Below are 20,680 nucleotides of genomic sequence, written 5' to 3'. Positions count from 1 at the left end.
GTATTCTTCGCCTACTGACTTTCTGGTTATTAATTATAATCGTGCGTAAAAGTTTTTAGTGACTTTTGCGTCATTAATCTTGAGACGTACAACGTCCGGCCACACTCCAGCATTTGGGGTGCCGGACAAACGCAAGACTAGAGAAGTGTGTTCATGCCTGTAGACCATTACGAAAATTTTCCTGTTGCATCATTTTTACTGCCGCGCCGCCTGGTGCCCGCCGTCGAAGCCATCTATGCCTTCGCCCGCAGCGCCGACGACCTGGCCGATGAAGGCGACGCCACGCCGGCCGAACGCCTCGTGGCCCTGCACGCCTACGAAGAAGCGCTGAGCCGCATCGACCGCCAGGAAGGCCATGCCGGCGAAAACGCCGCCATGTTCGAGCGCCTGGCCGCTGTCATTGCCAAACATCAGCTGCCGCTGAAGCCGTTTTACGATCTGTTATCGGCCTTCAAGCAGGATGTGGAAACGACGCGCTACGCGAGCTACGACGACCTGCTCGATTACTGCGGCCGCTCCGCCAACCCCGTGGGACTGCTGATGCTGCACCTGTATGGCGCGGCCGATGAACAGAATGTACGCGATTCCGATGCCATATGTTCAGCTTTGCAACTAATTAATTTCTTGCAAGACGTCGCCATCGACCAGCAAAAAGAGCGCATCTACCTGCCGATGGAAGACTTGAGCCGCTTTGCCGTCTCCGCCGCCGCCTTCGAGCGGCCCGAGGCGCACGGCAAGTGGAGCGCCCTGATGCGCTTCGAAGTGGCCCGCGCGCGCGCGCTGATGCTGTCCGGCGCGCCGCTGGCCCTGCGTTTGCGCGGGCGCATAGGCTGGGAACTGCGCCTGGTGGTGCAAGGGGGATTGCGCATTCTCGAGTGCATCGAAGCCGTCAATTACGACGTGTTCCGGCGCCGTCCCAAGCTGGAGAAACGCGATTGGCTGATCATTTTCTGGCGCGCCCTGCGCATGTCGCGCAAAAGCTTGCATCAAGAGACACAAGTAAAAACGGCTTTTCCCCCGTCGCCCACTCTGTAAGACGATAGAATAGCGGCTTCGATCTGCAACCCTTGCTCTTTTGACTATGTCTCCCGACGAATACTGCCAACAAAAGGCCGCCCAGAGCGGCTCCAGCTTCTACTACAGCTTCCTGTTCCTGCCGGCCGAGCGCCGCAAGGCCATCACGGCCCTGTACGCGTTCTGCCGCGAAGTCGATGATACGGTCGACGAATGCACGGACGAAGCCGTGGCACGCACCAAGCTGGTCTGGTGGCGCAAGGAAGTCAAGGCCATGTACGAGGGCAACCCCACGCATCCCGTGATGCGCGCGCTGCAGCCGCATCTGGACATCTATAAACTGGAAGAAAAGCATTTGCAGGCCATCATCGACGGCATGGAAATGGACTTGAACCAGACCCGCTACCTCGATTACCAGGCCATGAGCCGCTATTGCTGGCATGTGGCCAGCGTGGTCGGTATCTTGTCGGCCAGCATCTTTGGTGCGACCCGCCCGGAAACCCTGCTGTACGCGGAAAAGCTTGGCCATGCTTTCCAGCTGACCAACATCATCCGCGACGTGGGCGAAGATGCGCGCAAGGGGCGCATCTATTTGCCGATCAGCGAATTGCAGCAATTCAACGTGACGGCCGCCGACCTGCTGAATGCGCGCCACAGCGAGAACTTTGAAAACCTCATGCGTTTCCAGGTGGCGCGCGCGCAAAAGGCCTACGACGAAGCATTCGCCCTGCTGCCGGCGGAAGACCGCCGCGCCCAGCGCCCGGGCCTGATCATGGCCGCCATCTACCGCACCTTGCTCAACGAAGTCGAGCGCGACGGCTACCATGTGCTGAAACAGCGCATTTCGCTCACGCCGATCCGCAAACTGTGGCTGGCCTGGAAAACCTGGGTTCGTGGCTGATCAGGCCGTGAAGCAACGCTACGCCGTCATCGGCGCCGGCTGGGCCGGCTGCGCGGCGGCCATGGAGCTGGCGCGCGCCGGTCACGCCGTGACTGTGTTCGAGGCGGCGCGCACCCTGGGCGGACGCGCGCGCCGGGTCGAACGCGAAAGTACAGTGCTCGACAACGGCCAGCACATCCTGCTGGGCGCCTACACGGAAACCTTGCGCCTGATCAAGCTCGCGGGGCAAGACCCTGGCGAACTGATCCTCACCCTGCCCCTGCAGATGCGCTATCCGGCGGACTCGGGCGGCATGGATTTCATCGCGCCGCGCCTGCCCGCGCCGCTGCACCTGGCGTGGGCCCTGCTGCGCGCGAAGGGATTATTACGCGCCGACAAGCTGGCCCTGATGCGTTTTTCCACGGCCATGCGCTGGATGGGCTGGCAGCTATACAACGATTGCACGGTCAGCGAATTGCTGCAGCGCTTCGACCAGACGGAGCGCCTGAACCGGCTGATGTGGTATCCCTTATGCTTGGCCGCACTGAATACGCCACCCGAGCGCGCCTCGGCCCGTGTCTTCATCAACGTGCTGCGCGACAGCCTGGGCGCATCGCGCCGACGGGCATCCGACATGCTGATCCCGAAAGCGGATTTGAGTAGCCTGTTGCCCGACGCGGCCGCCCGCTATGTGGAACGGCATGGCGGCGCAGTGCGCACGGGCGCCAAGGTCGACGCCTTGCAAGCGCTGCCCGATGGCCGCTGGCAGCTTGATGAGACCGGCACTTACGACGCCGTCATCATCGCCACCTCGTCCGTGCAGGCCATCAGCCTGCTGCAGGGCTTGCAGGACGCCCGCCTCGACGAGGCTATTGGCCGCATGCAAGCTTTCACGCCGGAAGCCATCAGCACCTGCTACCTGCAATACGACGCCTCGGTAAGCCTGGACTTGCCTTTCTACGCCCTCGTCGATGCGCCGGAGCGGCAGCACTGGGGCCAGTTCGTCTTCGACCGGGGCCAGCTCGACAGCAATCAGGCGGGCTTGCTGGCCGTCGTCATCAGCGCGTCAAGCGCTGCCGCCGAGCAAGGCCATGGACCGCTGGCGCAAGCGATCGCCGCGCAGCTGGCGCAGGTGCTGCAACGCCCGGAACTGGCGCAACCTGCCTGGACCCAGCTGATCACGGAAAAGCGCGCCACGTTTGCCTGCACGCCGGACCTGGCCCGCCCCGGCAACGCCAGCGACGTGCCGGGCTTGCTGCTGGCAGGCGACTACACGGCCAATGATGACCGGACGCAAGATTATCCGGCCACCATCGAGGCGGCCGTACGCAGCGGCGTGGCGGCGGCCAGGGCCGCCTCGACGGGCAAGGCGGCAAAGCGGCCTTGACGGTGCATCCTGCCCTGGTGTCGCTCGCCCCCGCGAAATTGCATTCTGTCGCACCGCGCTGGTGCGCTCGCGTGCGCTTGGGTACAGTCTGATCATCGACAACGTCCATGCCACGGGAAATACCATGCACACCACCTTGCACTTGAAAAACAGCTTGAAAGCCGTGGCGCTGCTCGCTTGTGTGGCACTGGCCACCTTGATCGTTGTCAGCGTACAGCAGGCATCCCATGCGCCATTGCTGCTGAGCCAGGCAAGCATGCTGCTGCCGGCAATGGGCTGAAGCGGCTAAGCGGACAGACAGGAAGAATATGATGAACAAGCAAAATTATCTCGACGCACTGCGGCGCGCGCTGGAAGGCTTGCCACCGGACCTGGTGGCCAAGACCCTCGATTATTACGAACAGACCTTCATCGAAGGCGCTGCGGCCGGCCGCAGCGAGCAAGAAATCGCCGACGACCTGGGCGACCCGAAAAAAATCGCCCTCACCTTGCGCAGCAGCACCCACCGCCAGGCTTTCGAGCAAAAGAAGACCCCCGTCAACCTGCTGCGCCTGCTCGTCTCGCTCGTGGGCCTGGCCATTTTCAACCTGTTCATGGTCGTGCCTGCCGCCGTGTACGCGGCCCTGCTGGCCGCCCTGTATGCCACCGGCCTGAGCTTTTACCTGGCCGGCATCGCCATCACGGCCAGCGGCTTGTCCGGTGCCAACGAACTGGTGCTCGACGGCCCGCTGCGCCATGTCTTCATCCATGACGATGACGGCGGCGAAGGCGGCGAACGGCGCGAAACGCGCATCACCATCGGCGACGCAGGCATCGAAGTCGATCACCTGCCCGGCCCCGTCAAAGCCGAGTCCGAGCCCGAGGCACCGGGCGCTTCCTCGCGCGTGATGGAGCGGGCCGAAGCGCTGGCCGGCGGCGGCATCCGCATCTCCACGGACATGGACCGCGATGCGCGCACCACGCAAACCGTCTTCGGCGTGGGCATGCTGCTCGGCGGCATCGCCATCTTCCTGCTCAGTCTGGTGGTCACGCGCTATACCTTGATCGGTATCAAACGCTATGTCGCCATGAATGTCTCCCTGCTCAAAGGTCACTAGAAAGGCTGCCATGAAACGCTTGCTCAAAGTTGGCCTGTCCATGCTCTTGCTGGCACTGGTCCTGATCGCCATGTCGTATGCGGCGCTGCGCGCCAAGGGTATCAGCAATCCCAGCAGCGCCGCCGGCCGCGCCGTGCGCAGCGAAACGCGCCCGATTGCCGCCAATATCAACAGCATCGACCTGGCCGGCCCCATCGACCTGGTGCTGCGCCGCGGCGCCACGCCATCGCTGAAGGTCAGCGGCGAGCAGCGTTTGCTGTCGAACGTCGACACGACACAGGATGGCACGACCCTGCACATCGGCCCGAAAGGCATGCTGTTCCACCATCGCCAGCCGCTGCAGGTGGAACTGGTGCTGCCCGCCCTCGTGCGCGTGGACGTGCACGGCAATGGCGACAGCAAGATCACGGGATTTTCCGGCGACAGTTTTATCCTGGAATTGACGGGGTCGGGCGACGTCAGCTTCACGGGACGCTACAAGCAGGTACAAGCGACGGTCAACGGCAGCGGCGACCTCGACATCAACGCCGGCAACAGCGACAGCGTGGTGCTGGAAATGGTGGGCTCCGGGCGCATCGCCGCCAGCGGCAACACGAAATTCCTTCGGGCCGACCTGAGCGGCTCAGGCGATATCGATGCCGAGCACCTGGCCGCAGACAAGGCCAGCGTCAGCCTGCAAGGCTCGGGCACAAGCACCGTCTTCGTGCGCGACGCCGCCAACCTGACCCTGCGCGGCAGCGGCGACATTAACGTTCACGGCAACCCGCGCCAGCGCGAGACTCAGAAGAGCGGCTCAGGCGATATCACCTGGCATTGACCTTCTCTTCCAGCCACGCTACCGCCTGCTCGCCGGCCGCCTTGCCTTGCGCCAGGCAGGCAGTGAGCAGGTAGCCGCCCGTCGGCGCTTCCCAGTCCAGCATTTCCCCCGCCACGAAGACGCCCGGCATGGCGCGCAGCATGCTGCCGTCGATGCCGTCGAACACCACACCGCCGGCGCTGCTGATGGCTTCATCGATGGGACGCGGGCGCTCAAGCGTGACGGGCAGCAGCTTGATGGCGGCAGCCAGCTTCGCTTCGTCGGCGAAGTCGGCCGCGCTCAGGCATTCGCGCAGCAAGCCCGATTTCACGCCCTTGATGCCCAGCCGGCTATTCAGGTGGCTGGACATGGAGCGGGCGCCACGGGGACGCGTCACTTCCTCGAACACGCGTTCATGCGTGTGGTCGGGCGCCAGGTCGAGCCAGATGGTGGCGCTGCCGTCGCGCGCGATCTGCTCGCGCAAGGCCGCTGACAAGGCATAAATCAGGCTGCCTTCGACGCCCCCCGCCGTGATGACGAACTGTCCCTGGCGCTTGATCCGCAAGCCGTCGATGTCATGCGCCGTGATGGCCACCGTCGTCAGCGGTTCGCCCGCATGGCGGCTGCTGAAATGCGCACTCCAGTCCACGTCGAAGCCGCAATTGGCCGGCGCCAGCGCTGCTACGGCCACACCCTGCCCTTGCAGCAGCGGCACCCAGGCGCCGTCCGATCCCAGGCGCGCCCAGCTGCCGCCACCGAGCGCCAGGATCACGGCGTCGAAGGCGCGCAGGCGTTCGCCGTCCGGCGTGGCAAACGCCAGCTGGCCATCCTCATCTTGCCAGCCCGTCCAGCGGTGGCGCATGTGAAATTGCACGCCCGCTTCGCGCAGGCGGTGCAGCCAGGCGCGCAGCAAGGGCGCCGCCTTCATGTCCGTCGGGAAGACGCGGTTCGAGGAACCGACGAAGGTCTCCACGCCCAGGCTGTGCACCCAGTCACGCACCTTTTGCGGGCCAAACTGGTCCAGCGCCGGTTTCACCCGGTGCGCCTGCCTGCCGTAGCGCGAGACGAAGGGCTGGTAGCCTTCCGCATGCGTGATGTTCATGCCGCCGCGCCCCGCCAGCAGGAATTTGCGGCCGACGGACGGCATGGCGTCGAACAGTTCCACCCTGGCTCCCAGGCCGGACGCAGCCTGGGCGGCCATCAGGCCGGCGGGGCCGCCGCCGATGACGGCGATGTGAAAGGGAGGAAGGCTGGAATGGGTCATGGCATGCTGGAAGACGGTGAAAACCCCGGCATTTTAGTCGAGATAAGGCATGGGGATGGCAAGAATGCCGAAAAATGATGCATACTGCGCGGACATGCTGCAACGATCAGCTTTGACTTCACGAGACAACGAGACGACAAGAGGAGAAACACATGGGCGCAGGATTCTGGATTTCCCGCTATTTGCTGGCCAGCTCCATTTTATTCATCATCCTGACGGTGGTCGAGTACAGCAAGGGCACGACCAGCCAGGCCGACATCCTCAGCGCGCTGGCCTGGTCGCTGGTGGCCTCGGCCATCTTCATCGGCTCGAAATACTGGCGCTACCGGAAAGCCGTCGCCTGCGCCACGTGCAGCGGCGACAAACCGAAAACCAAGTCGTCATAAAAAACGGCCACTTCAGAGGCCGTCTCCTGGAAGCGGGATTCTTAGCCGCCCGTCACGGGCGGGAAGAACGCCACCTCGTCACCGTCACCGATCACGGTGTCGGCATCGCACATCACTTGGTTGTGGGCCATGCGCAGCGCGCGGCCCTGCGCCAGCACATACTCCCAGTTGCCGCCGCGGGCGATCAGCAGCGCTCTCACCGCGCCCACCGTCAGCGGCTCGGCCACTTCCAGCACTTCATGGCCGGTGCCCACCAGCTCGCGCACGCTGGCAAAAAATCGCAGATTGATCTTCATCGATGCTTCCTCAGTACAGCAATTCGTTAAACGGGATAAACCGCAGCATGTCGCCGCGCGCAATCGACAGCCCCGGCGGGCAATCGATCAAGCCATCGCCCCACACGGTGGACGTCAGCACGCCCGAACTCTGGTTGGCGAACAGTTCCAGCTCGCCCTCGTCATTGACTTTGGCGCGCAAGAACTCGTTGCGCTTGTCCGCCTTCAGGCGCTCGAACGCGGCCGGCAGCTTGTAGCTGCGCGGCGCCAGGTTCCCCGCCACGCCTTGCAGGCGCAAAATAAACGGGCGCACGAACAGCAAAAACGTGACGAAGCTGGAGACGGGATTACCGGGCAAGCCGACAAAGAACGCCTCCCGCACTTCGCCAAACGCCAGCGGCTTGCCCGGCTTGACGGCGATCTGCCACATGTTCAAGCGCCCTTCCGCTTCTACGGCCGGCTTGATATGGTCTTCCTCGCCCACGGACACGCCGCCCGAGGTGATGATCAGATCATTGCCCTGGGCCGCCTGGCGCAGCACGGCCTTGGTCGCTTCCAGGCTGTCGGGCACGATGCCCAGGTCCGTGATCTCGCAGCCGAGGTTTTCCAGCAAGCCGCGCAAGGTAAAACGGTTCGAGTTGTAGACGGCACCCGGCGCCAGGGGGTCGCCGGGCATGGCCAGCTCGTCGCCGGTGAAAAATACGGCCACGCGCAGCTTGCGCAGCACGGGCAGCTGCGCCAGGCCCACCGAGGCGGCCAGGCCCATTTCCTGGCTGCGCAGGCGCCGGCCGGCACCGAGGATTTCGCCGCCGGCGCGGATATCCTCGCCCTGGCGGCGTACCCATTCGCCCGCTGCCGGCACGTGGTTGACCGTCACCACGCCATCCGCCACCGTGCACTGCTCCTGCATGACGACGCAATCGGCGCCTTCCGGAATCAGGGCGCCCGTGAAAATGCGCGCCGCCGTCCCCGGTTGCAAGGGCTGGCCCACGTGACCGGCCGCGATGCGCTGCGACACGGGCAAGCTGGCCGCGCCGCTGGCGCAGTCACTGGCACGCACGGCGTAGCCGTCCATCTGCGTATTGTCGCGCTCGGGCACGTTCAGGGTCGACGTTTGCGCGGCCGCCAGCACGCGGCCGTTGGCGCGCATGGTGTCGACCAGCTCCACGTCGGCCACCGGGCGCGCCGCGCCCAACATGAAGGCTTGCGCCTCGGCCACCGACAGCATCGGTTTGCGTACAGTGCTGGCGTCTGTCATCACAGTCCCGTATTGGCGGCGATATACGCCTTCATTTTCTCGACATCGGCATCCATCACGACGAACTTTTGCGGCAAGTCTTCGATGTTCTCGAAGCCGGCTGGCCGTTCCGCATCCACGCCCAGCGCTTCGAGGATGGTTTCGTTGAATTTGGCCGCCAGTGCCGTTTCCAGCACGATCATCGGCACGTTCGGTTCCAGGTGCTCGCGCGCCACCTTGATGCCGTCGGCCGTGTGCGTGTCGATGGTGATGCCGTAGTCGTCGGCCACGTCGCGGATGGTGTCGAGACGGTCCTGGTGCGTGGACTTGCCCGACTTGAAGCCGTACTTGGCCACCAGCTTGAATTCGTCGCCATCGCTGCCAGGCTTGCCGGACAAGTCGAAGCCGCCGTGCGTTTCCACTTTCGTGAACAGGGCGCGCACGCGGTCGCTGTCGCGGCCCACGAGGTCGTAGACGAAGCGCTCGAAGTTCGACGCTTTCGAGATGTCCATGGACGGGCTGCTTGTGTGGTACGTTTCGGCCGACTTGCGCACGCGGTAGACGCCGGTGCGGAAGAATTCGTCGAGCACGTCGTTTTCATTCGTCGCCGCGACCAGTTTCGAGATCGGCAAGCCCATCATGCGGGCGATATGGCCGGCGCAGATATTGCCAAAGTTGCCCGACGGCACCGTGAACGACACTTTTTGCTCGTTGCTGGTGGTGGCCGCCAGGTAGCCGCGGAAGTAGTACACGACTTGCGCCACGACACGCGCCCAGTTGATGGAGTTGACGATGCCGATCTTCTGTTTCGCCTTGAACGGCAAATCGTTCGACACGGCCTTGACCATGTCCTGGCAATCGTCGAACACGCCTTCGACGGCGATGTTGACAATGTTCGGGTCTTGCAGGCTGAACATCTGCGCCGTCTGGAAGGCGCTCATTTTCTTGTGCGGCGACAGCATGAAGACGCGGATGCCCTTCTTGCCGCGCATCGCGTATTCGGCCGCGCTGCCCGTATCGCCCGACGTGGCGCCAAAGATATTGAGTTCGGCGCCCGTCTTGGCCAGGGTGTATTCAAACAGATTGCCCAGCAACTGCATGGCCATGTCCTTGAAGGCCAGGGTCGGGCCGTTCGACAGTGCCTGCAGCATCAGGGTGGTCGATCCGCCCTTGACGGCGTTTTCTTCGAGCACGCGCAGCGGCGTGATGTCGGCCGCGTTTTCGCCGGCACGGGCGTTTTTGTAGACTGCCTTGGTATAGGTTTTCGCCGTCAGTGCCTTCAGGTCCGCGGCCGGGATATCGGTGGCGAACTTCTTCAGGATTTCGAATGCCAGGTCGGCATACGACAATGTGCGCCAGGCGTTGAGCTCGGCACCAGTGACTTGCGGGTAGTGTTCTGGGAGATACAGTCCGCCATCGGGGGCCAGGCCGCCCAGGAGGATGTCGGAGAATTGCTGCTGATTCGATGGCGCTTTATCAGCGCGGGTAGACACGTAGTGCATAAATTTGAAGAGTCCAGTTGAGCTGAGTGCGGTTGATCATGAATGGCAGCGGATATTATAGTGCCAGCCGCCGTCCAAGGCGAATCGCGTGGCGCCAGCCTGATCAAGATGTGACAATTGGAGAGCTTGAATGTTATCAAACAAGCCATAATTGCATGAGATCAAGCCAGGCGAACATGGTTGGCGTACGCACTGGCGTGCGCCGGCGATTTACGTCACACTGTGCTGAGTATCCTTGCCATGATCAATATTGGAGTCGAGAACCGGCCATGTCGCTGAGTAAAAAACCGTATCTGCAAAGCGCCGCGCTGCGCTCCGACGCCGTCGTCGACCTCGATCACTATCCGTTCACCATTCCCGCCATCCGCGACTTCGTGCACATGGATTTCCACCGCGACGTGACGTTTTTCGTGGGAGAGAATGGCAGCGGCAAGTCGACCATGCTCGAAGCGCTGGCCGTGGGGCTGGGCTTCGGCAAGGATGGCGGCACACGCAACGTGCGCATCGCCCTGCCGTCGGACGAGGAATCGGGCTTGCACGCGCACTTGCGCCTGAGCAAGAGCTATAAAAAGCCCGAGGACAGCTATTTCCTGCGCGCTGAGAGCTTTTTCAACGTCGCCACCTATATGGACGACATGCCACAGGAGTACCTGGGCAGCTACGGCGGCAAGTCGCTGCACGCGCAATCGCACGGCGAAGCATTCATGGCGACCCTGATCAACAAGCTGCGAGGCAAGGGCTTGTATCTGCTGGACGAGCCCGAGGCGGCGCTGTCGCCGAGCCGCCAAATGGCGGCATTGTCCGTGATCCACCAGTTGGTGCAGGATGACTCGCAGCTGATCATCGCCACCCATTCGCCGATCTTGCTCGCCTACCCGAACGCGAAGATTTTGATGTTTACAGGCGGCGGCATCCACGAAGTGGCGTATGAAGACACTGAACACTATGCAGTGACGCGCGATTTCTTGAATAACTACCCGCGCAGGCTGGAGCAGTTGTTTGAGGAGGAGTGAGGGTGTCGGCTTATTACCGTGGTGGTGTCGGCTTACGCGCTTTGCGCTAAGCCGACCTACGCCGACCTACGCCGTCCAACGCCCATCTGCGACATTGCCACTCACCGTAGGTCGGATTAGCGCGTGAGCGCGTAATCCGACAACACCACCGGCGCATCAGCAAGCGGCGTGATTGACCGTGATGACATGCACGGCCAAGCCGCCCAGCGACGTTTCCTTGTACTTGTCCTGCATGTCCGCGCCCGTCTGGCGCATGGTTTCGATGACTTCGTCGAGGCTGACGAAATGCGTGCCGTCGCCCTTCAGCGCCAGCGAGGCGGCAGTGATGGCTTTCACGGCGCCCATGCCATTGCGCTCAATGCAGGGGATCTGCACCAGGCCGCCGATGGGGTCGCACGTCATGCCCAGGTGGTGTTCGATACCGATTTCGGCCGCGTTTTCGATTTGCTCGTTCGTGCCGCCCAGGGCCGCCACGAGGCCGGCCGCCGCCATGGCGCACGCGACGCCCACTTCGCCCTGGCACCCCACTTCGGCGCCCGAGATCGACGCATTGCGCTTGCACAGCATGCCGATGGCGGCGGCCGTCAGCATGAAGCGGCGCACGCCGCCCACCGGGTCGCTGGGGCGGCAATCCTGCGCGTAGTAGCGCAGCACGGCCGGGATGATGCCGGCGGCGCCGTTGGTCGGCGCCGTCACCACGCGCCCGCCGGCCGCGTTTTCCTCGTTGACGGCCATCGCGTACAGGCTGACCAGGTGCACGGCGTCGTGCGGCAAGTCGTTGGCGCGGTTGTCGGACGCTTTCGCCTCCTGCGCCAAGCGCCACAATTTCGCGGCGCGGCGCTTCACGTTCAAGCCGCCCGGCAGGTTGCCCGTCGTTTCCAGTCCGTGCGCGATGCAGTCGCGCATGACGTGCCAGATGCGGTCCAGGCCCGCGTTCAATTCCTCGTCGCTGCGCTTGACGCACTCGTTCGCGCGCAGCATTTCCGGGATCGACAAGCCGCTTTCGACGCCGTGGGCCAGCAACTGCTCCATCGTGTCGAAGGGGAAGACGACTCGCGCGCTGGCGGCCGATTCCACGGCCGCTTCGGCCTGGGCCGCAGTTTGAACTTCCTCGGCTTCGCGGATAAAACCGCCGCCGATCGAGTAATACACCTTGTCGACACGGCTGCCGTCCGCCAGTTTCAGGGTGAAGCGCATGCCGTTCGGGTGTTCGGGCAGGGACTCGCTCTTGTGCCAGACCAGACCCGTGGCGGCCGTGAATGGCACCACGTGCGTGCCCAGCAAGGCGATCTCGCCGGCCGCCTCGATGGCGGCCAGCTTGCTGTCGACTTCATCGGGCGCCACGTCTTGCGGCGTTTCGCCCATCAAGCCAAGAATGACGGCCTTGTCCGTCGCATGGCCCACGCCCGTCAGCGCCAGCGAGCCATACAGGGCCGCCTCGACGCCCACTACCTGGTCCAGCGGACCGTACTCGACCAGAAAACGCCGCGCCGCCAAGATCGGTCCCACGGTATGGGAACTCGACGGCCCGATGCCGATTTTAAACAGGTCAAATACGCTCATGTCCATGTAGTGTCTCTTTATTTAGTATGTTTTTTTAGTACTGCTGCAAAACTCAGGCCGCCTTGGCGGCATGGCCCACGTCGACATTGGCCAGCATGTCCGTGACCATCTGCTCGACGCCGATCTGCGCCTTCCAGCCCCAATCGGCGCTGGCCTTGCTGTCGTCCAGGCTTTGCGGCCAGCTGTCGGCGATGGCCTGGCGGCTGTCCGGCTTGTAGCTGATCTTAAAGTCCGGCACCATGCGCACGATGGCCTTGGCCAACTGCTCGGGGTTGAACGACACGCCGGCCACGTTGTACGACGAGCGGATCTTGATCTGAGCCGCTGGCGCGTCCATCAGTTCGATGGTGGCGCGGATCGCGTCGGGCATGTAAATCATCGGCAGAGTGGTGTTCGCGTCGAGGAAGCAGTCATAGCGCTCGCCGCGCAAGGCCGCATGGAAGATGGCGATGGCGTAATCGGTGGTGCCGCCGCCCGGAGGCGATTTGTAGCTGATGATGCCCGGGTAGCGGATGCTGCGCACGTCCACGCCATACTTGTTGAAGTAGTATTCGCACAGGCGCTCGCCGGCCAGCTTGCTGATACCGTACATCGAGGTCGGGTCCATCACCGTCATTTGCGGCGTGTGTACTTGCGGCGTGTTCGGGCCGAAGGCGGCGATCGACGATGGCCAGAAGATGCGCAGCGGCTTGCCCGCCTCGCCACGCTCGCGCGCCAGTTCCAGGATATTGAGCAAGCCATCCATGTTCAGGCTCCACGCCTTCAACGGCGCCGCTTCGCCCGTGGCCGACAGCATGGCGGCCAGCTGGTACACCTGGGTGATGTTCTCGTCGGCGATGATGGCCGCCAGGCCGTCCTTGTCCAGCACATTGAGCTGGGCGTAGCGCTTGGCCTGGTACAGGTTATTCGTGCCGATGTCGCTGGCGATGACGTTGTCCGCGCCGTGCTGCAGCGCCAGGGCGCCTACCAGTTCACTACCGATTTGGCCGTTTGCGCCGATGACTAAGATGCGTTCCATCTATTTATCCTGAAATCTTGTTAATTGGTAGTGGTAGTGGTCAGCAAACCGAGTTCCTTGCCAGCCTGTTCGAAAGCGGCCAGCACTTGCACCAGCTGTTCACGCGTATGCGCAGCCGACAGCTGCACGCGCACCCTGGCCTGGCCCATCGGCACGACCGGGTAGAAGAAGCCAGTCACCAGCACGCCCAGCTCATACAGGCGGGCGGCAAATTTCTGCGCCACGGGCGCGTCGAACAGCATCACCGGCACGACCGGATGGGTGCCCGGCTTGATGGTGAAGCCGATGCGCTCGATCTCGCTGCGGAAGAAGGCCGTGTTGTCATGCAGGCGGTCGCGCAGTTCCGTCGACTTGGCCAGGCGTTCCAGTACCGACAGCGAAGCGCCGGCAATCGATGGCGCCAGCGTGTTCGAGAACAGGTAAGGACGTGATTTCTGGCGCAGGGTGTCGATGACTTCCTTGCGCGCGGAGGTAAAGCCACCCATGGCGCCGCCCAGGGCCTTGCCCAGTGTGCCCGTGATGATGTCGATGCGGCCCATCACATTGTGGTGTTCGTGCGTGCCGCGGCCCGTCGCGCCCATGAAGCCGGACGCGTGGCATTCGTCGATCATCACCAGCGCGCCATATTGGTCGGCCAGGTCGCAGATCTTGTCCAGCTGCGCGATCGTGCCATCCATCGAGAACACGCCGTCCGTGACGATGACTTTATGGCGCTTGCCGGCGGCAATGGCCGCTTTCAGCTGCACTTCCAGGTCGGCCATGTCGTTGTGGGCGTAGCGGTAGCGGCCAGCCTTGCACAGGCGGATGCCGTCGATGATGGAAGCGTGGTTCAGCGCGTCCGAGATGATGGCGTCGTTTTCATCGAACAGTGGTTCGAACACGCCGCCGTTGGCGTCGAAGGCCGCCGCGTACAGGATCGTGTCTTCGGTACACAGAAAAGCGGAGATCGCCTGTTCCAGTTCTTTATGCACGGTTTGCGTGCCGCAAATAAACCGCACGGACGACAGGCCGTAGCCGTATTTTTGCGTGGCGGCAATCGATGCTTCCTGCGTCTGCAGGTCGCCGGACAGGCCCAGGTAATTGTTCGCACACATATTGATCAGGGTACGGCCATCGTCGCACACCACTTCGGCGCCCTGGCGCGAGGCGATCACGCGCTCGGGCTTGTACAAGCCCTGCTGGCGCAGTTGATCGAGATTCTGTTGCAGACCGCTGAAAAAGGTGTTCTTCGCTTGCTCGCTCATGATGATCCTTGTGTGTCCCTGCGTTTGTGGTATCCGTGTGACCTCAGCCGCCATAGGGAAAAGCGGCCGCTTGACCGGTGCGCGCACTATGCTGTACCGTGAAGCGCTGTTTGAAGTCTACACGTTTCCGTATTTTTCTTCAAAATCCACTATTTCGAACTGAAATTCAATATAGTGGATATTACCCAAGCCTTTTGAACTTTGCAAGCCACCTGCCGATGAAAACCAGCGTTTCGACCAATTCTCCGCCCGAAGTGGGCGCCACCCTGCAACGGCTGCGCCTGGCGCGCGGCCTGACACTCGAGGATTTGTCGCGCATCGCGGGCGTATCGAAGTCCATGCTGTCGCAAATCGAGCGCGAAAAAGCCAATCCCACCATTGCCATTACGTGGCGCCTGGCCAACGCGCTGGGCGTGCAGATCGGCGAATTGCTGTCGAGCGCGGAAAAAGCCGTGGAAACCATCCGCATCACGGACGCCCACGAAACCCCCACCCTGCCCGGCGACCACGCGGGCTACGTGCTGCGCATCCTGGGGCCGATGGAGCTGGCCGGCAAATATGAATGGTATGAAGTGACTCTGGCGCCGGGCGGCGAACTGGCGTCGCAGCCGCACGACCCGGGCACGACCGAGCATTTGACGGTCATCCACGGCAACCTGGAGCTGGAAGTGGGGACGGCGAAGAAAAAGGTCAAGAATGGCGGCACGGCGCGCTACCCGGCGGACCAGCCGCATACGATACGCAACCTGGGCAAGACGGAAGGAAAAKCCATAAACCTGATCATGCCTTGATCCGGCGGCTCAGCAGTGTGCAATAAGCTCTTTCGCCCATGCTAAGATTTTGGATTAGACAAGATTTTCACTGTCTTTCATGGAGCCTTAGCAATGACGATTTCCGAAAGCACCACCCTCTTCCACAAGAAAAAAGTCGTCCAGTACGATCCTGATATTGCGCTGCAGTCGGGGCAGGATATCGTCTACCGCCTCTCGCTCGAGTATGACGACAAGCGCAAGATGCCGGACCTGATCGCCGGCTTCCTGGAAAAAACCGACAAGAATGCGCTTGAGGCGCTGATCATCGGCATGTGGGGCGATCCGTACGAAGCGGGCGCCGACGAGGTAATCGCGGCGCTGATCAGCCACGCACCGCAGTTGCCGAACTTGCGCGCGCTGTTTATCGGCGACATGACGTACGAGGAATGCGAAATCTCGTGGATCGTGCAAGGCAGCTACAAGCCGCTGCTGGACGCCTTCCCGCAGCTGGAAGAGCTGCGCATCCGCGGCGGCAATGAGTTGACCGTCGAACCGTTCGCGCACCAGAACCTGCGCAAGTTCACCATCGAGTCCGGTGGCCTCGATCAGAAGATCGCGCAGGCGCTGGCCCAGTCGAGCATGCCCAAGCTGGAATACCTGGAACTGTGGCTCGGTACCGACGACTATGGTTTTTCCGGCGACGTGGCGCTGTACCAGAAAGTACTGGCGCAACTGGCCACGCCGACCCTGCGCTACCTGGGCCTGCGCGACGCGCAGATCGCCGACGAGCTGGCCGTCTGGCTGGCCAACGAGCCGCTGCTGTCCACCGTCGAGACCCTGGACCTGTCGCTGGGCACCCTGGGCGACGTGGGCGCCGAAGCACTGCTGCAAGGCACGCAATTGGGCAATCTGAAGCGCATGGACCTGTCGCATCACTATATCTCCGAAGCGAACCAGGAAAAACTCAACGCCCTGCCTTTCCCGATCAGGCTCGATGATCCGCAGGAAGACGACGAGGACGACGACGAAGTCTATCGCTATGTCGCCGTCGGCGAATAAAACCTGATGCTTTTGCTGGCAACACAGGGCAGCAAGCGCGTGCGCCTGCTGCAGGCGGCGCGCGCACAGCTGCACCTGCCGCCCGCGCAGGTGCTGGAATGGCGCGACTGGCTGCGTCAGCCTGCCTTGCTCGAGGATTCATTGCGCCAGACCAGCCTGTTCAAGATCGAGCCGCCCGGCGACGATCCCGCCGCCCACCTGCTGTTGCTGCAGGCGGGCTGCCGGCTGCTGAACCGTCCGCTGCTCGAGGCGCCCGCGCATGGCGAGCTGCTGGCCATGGATGCGTGGTTTGCAGGATTTGCCATCGCCATGGCGTCCCTGGCGGCGCAACTGGCCGACCTGCCGCAGGTGCACATCTTCAATGCGCCAGCCGAAATCTGTCTCATGACGGACAAGCTGGCGTGCCAGCGCCACCTGGCCGCGCATGGCGTGCCCATACCTGCCTTGCTGGGACCAGTGGAGAGCTACGACCATCTGCAGTCGCTGCTGCACAAACATGACCTGGACCGCGTCTATCTGAAACCGCGCTACGGCTCGTCCGCATCGGGTGTCGTCGCCTACCGCAGGAACAAGGCCGGACGCCAGCAAGCCACCACCTCGGCCGCCTTGCACCGCTGGGAGGGCGCGGCGCGCCTGTTCAACGTCAAGCGCATGGCCCGCTACGAAACCCGGCACGACATCACGGCCCTCGTCGATGCGCTGGCCGCGCAACAGCTGTACGCAGAAGCATGGCTGAACAAGCCGCGCTGCGGCGACAGCCATTACGACTTGCGGGTCGTGACCGTGGCCGGCCGGCCCGCACACCGGGTGGCGCGCATCGGCGACCAGATGATGACGAATCTGCACCTCGACAACCGGCGCGGCGACGCGGCTGGCCTCCTGAACGCAGCCGACATGACGGCGCTGGAAGCAGCCAGCGCCCAGGCCGCGCGCGCCTTCCCCTACAGCCACGTGACGGGCTACGACCTCGTCGTATGCCACGGCCAGGCCCATGTGCTCGAAGCGAACGCCTTCGGCGACCTGCTGCCAGGCCTGCTGTGGCAAGGCGCGGACACTTACGCAGCGCAACTGGCCCATGCTTAAAGACACAGCCCCCATCCCCGACATGCACGCCATCGTCGACAGCCACGACATCGTCTTCATCACGCTCGACACCCTGCGCTATGACGTGGCGCAAGCCCTGTATGAGGCGGGTGAGCTGCCCGTGCTGGGACGTTTGCTGCCGCCCGGCGGCTGGGACAAGCGCCACTCGCCCGCCACGTTTACCTACGCGGCGCACCAGGCCTTCTTTGCGGGTTTCTTGCCCACGCCAGCCGCGCCGGGCCGCCATCCGCGCCTGTTCGCCTCCGCTTTTGCTGGCAGCGAAACCACCTCGCCGCACACGTTTGCGTTCGAGGAAGCGGACCTTCCCGCCGCGCTGGCCGCGCGCGGCTACCGCACCATCTGCATCGGCGGCGTGGGTTTCTTCAATAAACAGACGGCGCTGGGCACGGTGCTGCCGTCGCTGTTCCAGGAAAGCCACTGGAGCGCCGGCATGGGCGTGGCCAGCCGCCATTCGACGCAAAAGCAGGTGGCGCTGGCGACCCGGCTGCTGGCGCAAAACGACGAGCGCACCTTCTTGTTCATCAACGTGGCCGCCCTGCACACGCCGAACCGCGCTTACCTGCCCGGCTGCCGCAGCGATAACCTGGACAGCCATGCGGCGGCCCTGCGCTATGTCGACAGCGCGCTGGCACCGCTGTTTACGGCCTGCGCCGCGCGCGCGCCAACGTTCGCCATCATCTGCTCGGACCACGGCAGCGCGTATGGCGAAGACGGCTACCGTGGCCACAGGGTCGCCCATGACAGCGTGTGGCAGGTGCCGTACGCGCACTTCTTCCTCACGTCAGATACCATTTCCCAGGAGTCCCCACCGTGAACCCATCCGAACAACCGGGCACCCTGGCGCAGCGGATGCGCCATACGCCCTACCAGGCGTATTCATACTCGTATCCGCACAAGGCGGCCTACCGCGCCTTGCCGCAGGCGGCGGCGCTGGCGCCATTGTGGGCGCAGCAGGACCGCTCCGCCCTCTTCGCCTACATCCACATCCCGTTTTGCGAGATGCGCTGCGGCTTTTGCAATCTGTTCGCCATGGCCCGGCCCAGCGCCGACATGGTCGAGCGCTATGTGCAGCAAGTGCTGGTGCAGATGCGCGCGATGGACGACGCCCTCGGTGAGCGGCGCTTTGCCCGCTTCGCGCTCGGTGGCGGCACACCCACCTATCTGTCGCCAGCGCAGCTCGACACCCTGCTGTGCGGCGCGCGCGACATCCTCGGCATCGACTTGCAAGCCACGCCGGCCGGCATCGAAGCGTCGCCCGAAACCATCACGGCCGAGCGACTTGCCGTCTGCCGCGCGCATGGCATCGACCGGGTCAGCCTCGGCATCCAGAGCTTTGCCGCCGGCGAGATGCGCGCGCTGGCCCGTCCCCAGCAAAACGCCACCGTCCATCACGCCATCGGCCTGATACGCGCGGCCGGCTTTCCCACCCTGAACCTGGACCTGATCTACGGCATCGCAGGGCAAACCGTCGCCAGCCTGCTCGCGTCCATCGACAGCGCGCTGGCCTTCCGGCCCGAGGAAATCTATCTGTATCCGCTGTACGTGCGGGAACAAACGGGTCTCGGCAAGGTGGCGCGCCGCCAGGGTGCCGCGTCGCTCAACCCCATCATGCTGGCCCGCGACGGCGACAGCCGTCTGGCCCTGTACGCGGCCGCGCGCGACCATTTGCGCGCCCAGGGCTATGAGCAGGTCTCGATGCGCATGTTCCGCGCACCGCATGCGCCCGAGCAGAACGGGCCATCGTACTGTTGCCAGAATGACGGCATGGTGGGCCTGGGCGCGGGCGCCCGTTCCTACACTTCGCGCCTGCATTATTCGAGCGAGTACGCGGTGGCGAGAACGGAGACCATCGGCATCATCGACAACTACCTGGCGCTGGACGAGGAACGCTTCGCGCAGGCCGAACACGGCTATGTGCTCGATGAGCAGGAACAGCGCCGCCGCTACGTGATCCAGTCGCTGCTGACGGAACCGGGCCTGGACCGCGACGCCTACACGGCGCGCTTCGGCAGCCGCTGCGAGCTTGATCTGCCGCAGCTGGCCGAGCTGCACGCCTTGGAACTGGTGGAAGAAAACGGCACGCTGCTGCGCCTCAATGACCGGGGCTACAGCTACGCCGACACCATCGGCCCGTGGCTGGCCTCCGATACGGTGCGCGCGCTGATGGCCGAAGGCGGCCAGGCGTGCTGACAGCGCAAGCGCCAACGCTGTCCCTGCTGTATCGCGGCACGCTTTCGAGCTGCAATTACGCCTGCGGCTACTGCCCGTTCGCCAAGAAGCGCGACAGCCGCGCCACCCTGACCCGCGATGCGCGCGAAGTGGCGCGCTTTACCAGCTGGGTGGCGGCGCAAAAACGGAACATCAGCGTCCTGTTCACGCCGTGGGGCGAAGCACTGGTGCGGCGCCACTACCGCACGGCCATGCAAACCCTGGCAGCTTTGCCCCATGTGCGGCAAGTAGCGCTGCAGACGAATTTGTCCGGCCCCCTGAACTGGCTGCAAGCGATGGACGGGGTGGAAAAGATCGGCCTGTGGTGCACCTACCACCCGGATCAGACAACGCTGGCCCGTTTTCTTGAACGCTGCGCGCGCCTGGACACGATGGGCGTGCGCTATTCCGTCGGCGTCGTCGCCATGAACGAACACCTGGACGCCATCCGCACCCTGCGCGCGGCCCTGCCGGAGCACGTCTATTTGTGGCTGAACGCCTACGACCGCCGTGGTCCCGGCTACTACAGCGGGGAAGACCTGGCCTGGCTCGACGCCGCCGATCCGTGGTTCGCGCAAAGCCGCCGTCCGTCGCCCTCGCGCGGCAAACCGTGCCTGGCGGGCGAAGCGTCGCTGTCCGTCGACGGCGATGGCGAACTGACGCGCTGCCATTTCGTGCCGGAGCGCTTGGGGAATCTGTACGTGGATAACTTGGCGGACATGCTGCAGGAACGCCGCTGCCCGCGCTTCAAGTGCGACTGCTATATCGGCTATGCACAGCGCAAGGATTTGCCGTTTCAGGCAGTGTTTGGGGAGGGGGTGCTGGCGAGGATCGTGACTGCAGGTCGGATTAGCCAGCGTAGGTCGAAATAGCGGCGGCAC

21 protein-coding genes are annotated in these 20,680 nt (G+C 63.6%); 14 read left to right on the top strand and 7 right to left on the bottom strand.

Annotated elements, in window-relative coordinates; translation table 11 throughout:
• Positions 1-153 precede the first annotated feature (153 nt).
• From hpnC to AC4BCN_RS14715, 6 genes are all read left to right on the top strand, one after another.
• Entirely contained in the window at positions 154-1,035 is an 882-nt protein-coding gene (gene hpnC, locus AC4BCN_RS14740; RefSeq protein WP_490491045.1) for a squalene synthase HpnC, read from the top strand.
• Between the two features lie 46 nt (positions 1,036-1,081).
• Positions 1,082-1,915 carry a presqualene diphosphate synthase HpnD gene (gene hpnD, locus AC4BCN_RS14735; protein ID WP_139092815.1) on the top strand — a complete coding sequence of 278 codons (834 nt, stop codon included), beginning with the start codon at positions 1,082-1,084 and terminating at the stop codon, positions 1,913-1,915.
• A complete protein-coding gene (hpnE, locus tag AC4BCN_RS14730; protein ID WP_490491044.1) occupies positions 1,908-3,281 on the top strand; it encodes a hydroxysqualene dehydroxylase HpnE in 1,374 nt (457 codons plus the stop codon). The genes hpnD and hpnE overlap by 8 nt, the downstream gene beginning before the upstream one ends.
• A gap of 124 nt (positions 3,282-3,405) precedes the next feature.
• On the top strand, positions 3,406-3,561 hold the full coding sequence (locus tag AC4BCN_RS14725; protein WP_161781480.1) for a hypothetical protein: 156 nt from the start codon (positions 3,406-3,408) through the stop codon (positions 3,559-3,561).
• Positions 3,562-3,589: 28 nt separating this feature from the next.
• On the top strand, positions 3,590-4,378 hold the full coding sequence (locus AC4BCN_RS14720; protein ID WP_490491043.1) for a DUF1700 domain-containing protein: 789 nt from the start codon (positions 3,590-3,592) through the stop codon (positions 4,376-4,378).
• Between the two features lie 10 nt (positions 4,379-4,388).
• Positions 4,389-5,195, top strand: coding sequence for a head GIN domain-containing protein (locus AC4BCN_RS14715; RefSeq protein WP_490491042.1), 807 nt, complete (start codon positions 4,389-4,391; stop codon positions 5,193-5,195).
• On the opposite strand, the gene AC4BCN_RS14710 is transcribed toward AC4BCN_RS14715, so the two are convergent.
• Entirely contained in the window at positions 5,182-6,438 is a 1,257-nt protein-coding gene (locus AC4BCN_RS14710) for a TIGR03862 family flavoprotein (protein WP_490491041.1), read from the bottom strand. The two genes, AC4BCN_RS14715 and AC4BCN_RS14710, sit on opposite strands and share 14 nt — an antisense overlap.
• A 152-nt stretch (positions 6,439-6,590) precedes the next feature.
• Here AC4BCN_RS14710 and AC4BCN_RS14705 point away from each other — a divergent pair, with 152 nt between their 5' ends.
• The gene (locus tag AC4BCN_RS14705) at positions 6,591-6,824 is read left to right on the top strand and encodes a hypothetical protein (RefSeq protein ID WP_139092809.1); all 234 of its coding nucleotides are present in this window, start codon (positions 6,591-6,593) and stop codon (positions 6,822-6,824) included.
• 41 nt (positions 6,825-6,865) lie between these two features.
• On the opposite strand, the gene moaD is transcribed toward AC4BCN_RS14705, so the two are convergent.
• Genes moaD through thrC form a run of 3 tightly spaced genes read right to left on the bottom strand, consistent with a single transcriptional unit; the run spans position 6,866 to position 9,838 of the window.
• On the bottom strand, positions 6,866-7,120 hold the full coding sequence (gene moaD / locus AC4BCN_RS14700; protein ID WP_139092810.1) for a molybdopterin converting factor subunit 1: 255 nt from the start codon (positions 7,118-7,120) through the stop codon (positions 6,866-6,868).
• 10 nt (positions 7,121-7,130) lie between these two features.
• Complete coding sequence (locus AC4BCN_RS14695) at positions 7,131-8,357, bottom strand: molybdopterin molybdotransferase MoeA (protein ID WP_490491040.1); 1,227 nt, start codon at positions 8,355-8,357, stop codon at positions 7,131-7,133.
• Positions 8,357-9,838, bottom strand: a complete 1,482-nt coding sequence (thrC, locus tag AC4BCN_RS14690; protein WP_490491039.1) for a threonine synthase — start codon at positions 9,836-9,838, stop codon at positions 8,357-8,359. The genes AC4BCN_RS14695 and thrC overlap by 1 nt, the downstream gene beginning before the upstream one ends.
• Before the next feature lie 269 nt (positions 9,839-10,107).
• Here thrC and AC4BCN_RS14685 point away from each other — a divergent pair, with 269 nt between their 5' ends.
• Positions 10,108-10,851 carry an AAA family ATPase gene (locus tag AC4BCN_RS14685; RefSeq protein WP_490491038.1) on the top strand — a complete coding sequence of 248 codons (744 nt, stop codon included), beginning with the start codon at positions 10,108-10,110 and terminating at the stop codon, positions 10,849-10,851.
• A 156-nt stretch (positions 10,852-11,007) separates the two neighbouring features.
• On the opposite strand, the gene AC4BCN_RS14680 is transcribed toward AC4BCN_RS14685, so the two are convergent.
• Genes AC4BCN_RS14680 through kbl form a run of 3 tightly spaced genes read right to left on the bottom strand, consistent with a single transcriptional unit; the run spans position 11,008 to position 14,676 of the window.
• Positions 11,008-12,420, bottom strand: a complete 1,413-nt coding sequence (locus AC4BCN_RS14680; protein WP_490491037.1) for an L-serine ammonia-lyase — start codon at positions 12,418-12,420, stop codon at positions 11,008-11,010.
• 46 nt (positions 12,421-12,466) lie between these two features.
• Positions 12,467-13,432 carry an NAD-dependent epimerase/dehydratase family protein gene (locus AC4BCN_RS14675; RefSeq protein ID WP_490491036.1) on the bottom strand — a complete coding sequence of 322 codons (966 nt, stop codon included), beginning with the start codon at positions 13,430-13,432 and terminating at the stop codon, positions 12,467-12,469.
• 20 nt (positions 13,433-13,452) lie between these two features.
• Positions 13,453-14,676: a glycine C-acetyltransferase gene (gene kbl / locus AC4BCN_RS14670; RefSeq protein WP_490491035.1), complete on the bottom strand. Its 1,224-nt coding sequence runs from the start codon at positions 14,674-14,676 to the stop codon at positions 13,453-13,455.
• Positions 14,677-14,894: 218 nt separating this feature from the next.
• Between kbl and AC4BCN_RS14665 the strand changes: the two genes are divergently transcribed.
• The 6 genes from AC4BCN_RS14665 to AC4BCN_RS14640 all read left to right on the top strand — a co-directional run bounded on the left by AC4BCN_RS14665 (position 14,895) and on the right by AC4BCN_RS14640 (position 20,671).
• Positions 14,895-15,467 carry a helix-turn-helix domain-containing protein gene (locus tag AC4BCN_RS14665; RefSeq protein WP_490491034.1) on the top strand — a complete coding sequence of 191 codons (573 nt, stop codon included), beginning with the start codon at positions 14,895-14,897 and terminating at the stop codon, positions 15,465-15,467.
• Between the two features lie 93 nt (positions 15,468-15,560).
• Complete coding sequence (locus AC4BCN_RS14660) at positions 15,561-16,487, top strand: STM4015 family protein (protein WP_490491033.1); 927 nt, start codon at positions 15,561-15,563, stop codon at positions 16,485-16,487.
• Between the two features lie 6 nt (positions 16,488-16,493).
• Positions 16,494-17,570 (top strand): STM4014 family protein, encoded by a 1,077-nt coding sequence (locus AC4BCN_RS14655; protein WP_490491032.1) that lies wholly within the window; start codon positions 16,494-16,496, stop codon positions 17,568-17,570.
• Entirely contained in the window at positions 17,563-18,405 is an 843-nt protein-coding gene (locus tag AC4BCN_RS14650; protein ID WP_490491031.1) for an STM4013/SEN3800 family hydrolase, read from the top strand. The genes AC4BCN_RS14655 and AC4BCN_RS14650 overlap by 8 nt, the downstream gene beginning before the upstream one ends.
• Positions 18,402-19,781: an STM4012 family radical SAM protein gene (locus AC4BCN_RS14645; RefSeq protein ID WP_490491030.1), complete on the top strand. Its 1,380-nt coding sequence runs from the start codon at positions 18,402-18,404 to the stop codon at positions 19,779-19,781. Before AC4BCN_RS14650 ends, AC4BCN_RS14645 begins: the two co-directional genes overlap by 4 nt.
• On the top strand, positions 19,775-20,671 hold the full coding sequence (locus AC4BCN_RS14640) for an STM4011 family radical SAM protein (RefSeq protein WP_490491029.1): 897 nt from the start codon (positions 19,775-19,777) through the stop codon (positions 20,669-20,671). The genes AC4BCN_RS14645 and AC4BCN_RS14640 overlap by 7 nt, the downstream gene beginning before the upstream one ends.
• Positions 20,672-20,680: the final 9 nt, after the last annotated feature.

The sequence above is a fragment of the Janthinobacterium sp. Bl 1 genome (assembly GCF_058215535.1).
The sequence above is the reverse complement of the archived record's forward strand: the minus strand, read 5'-3'. Positions and strand labels throughout refer to the sequence as shown.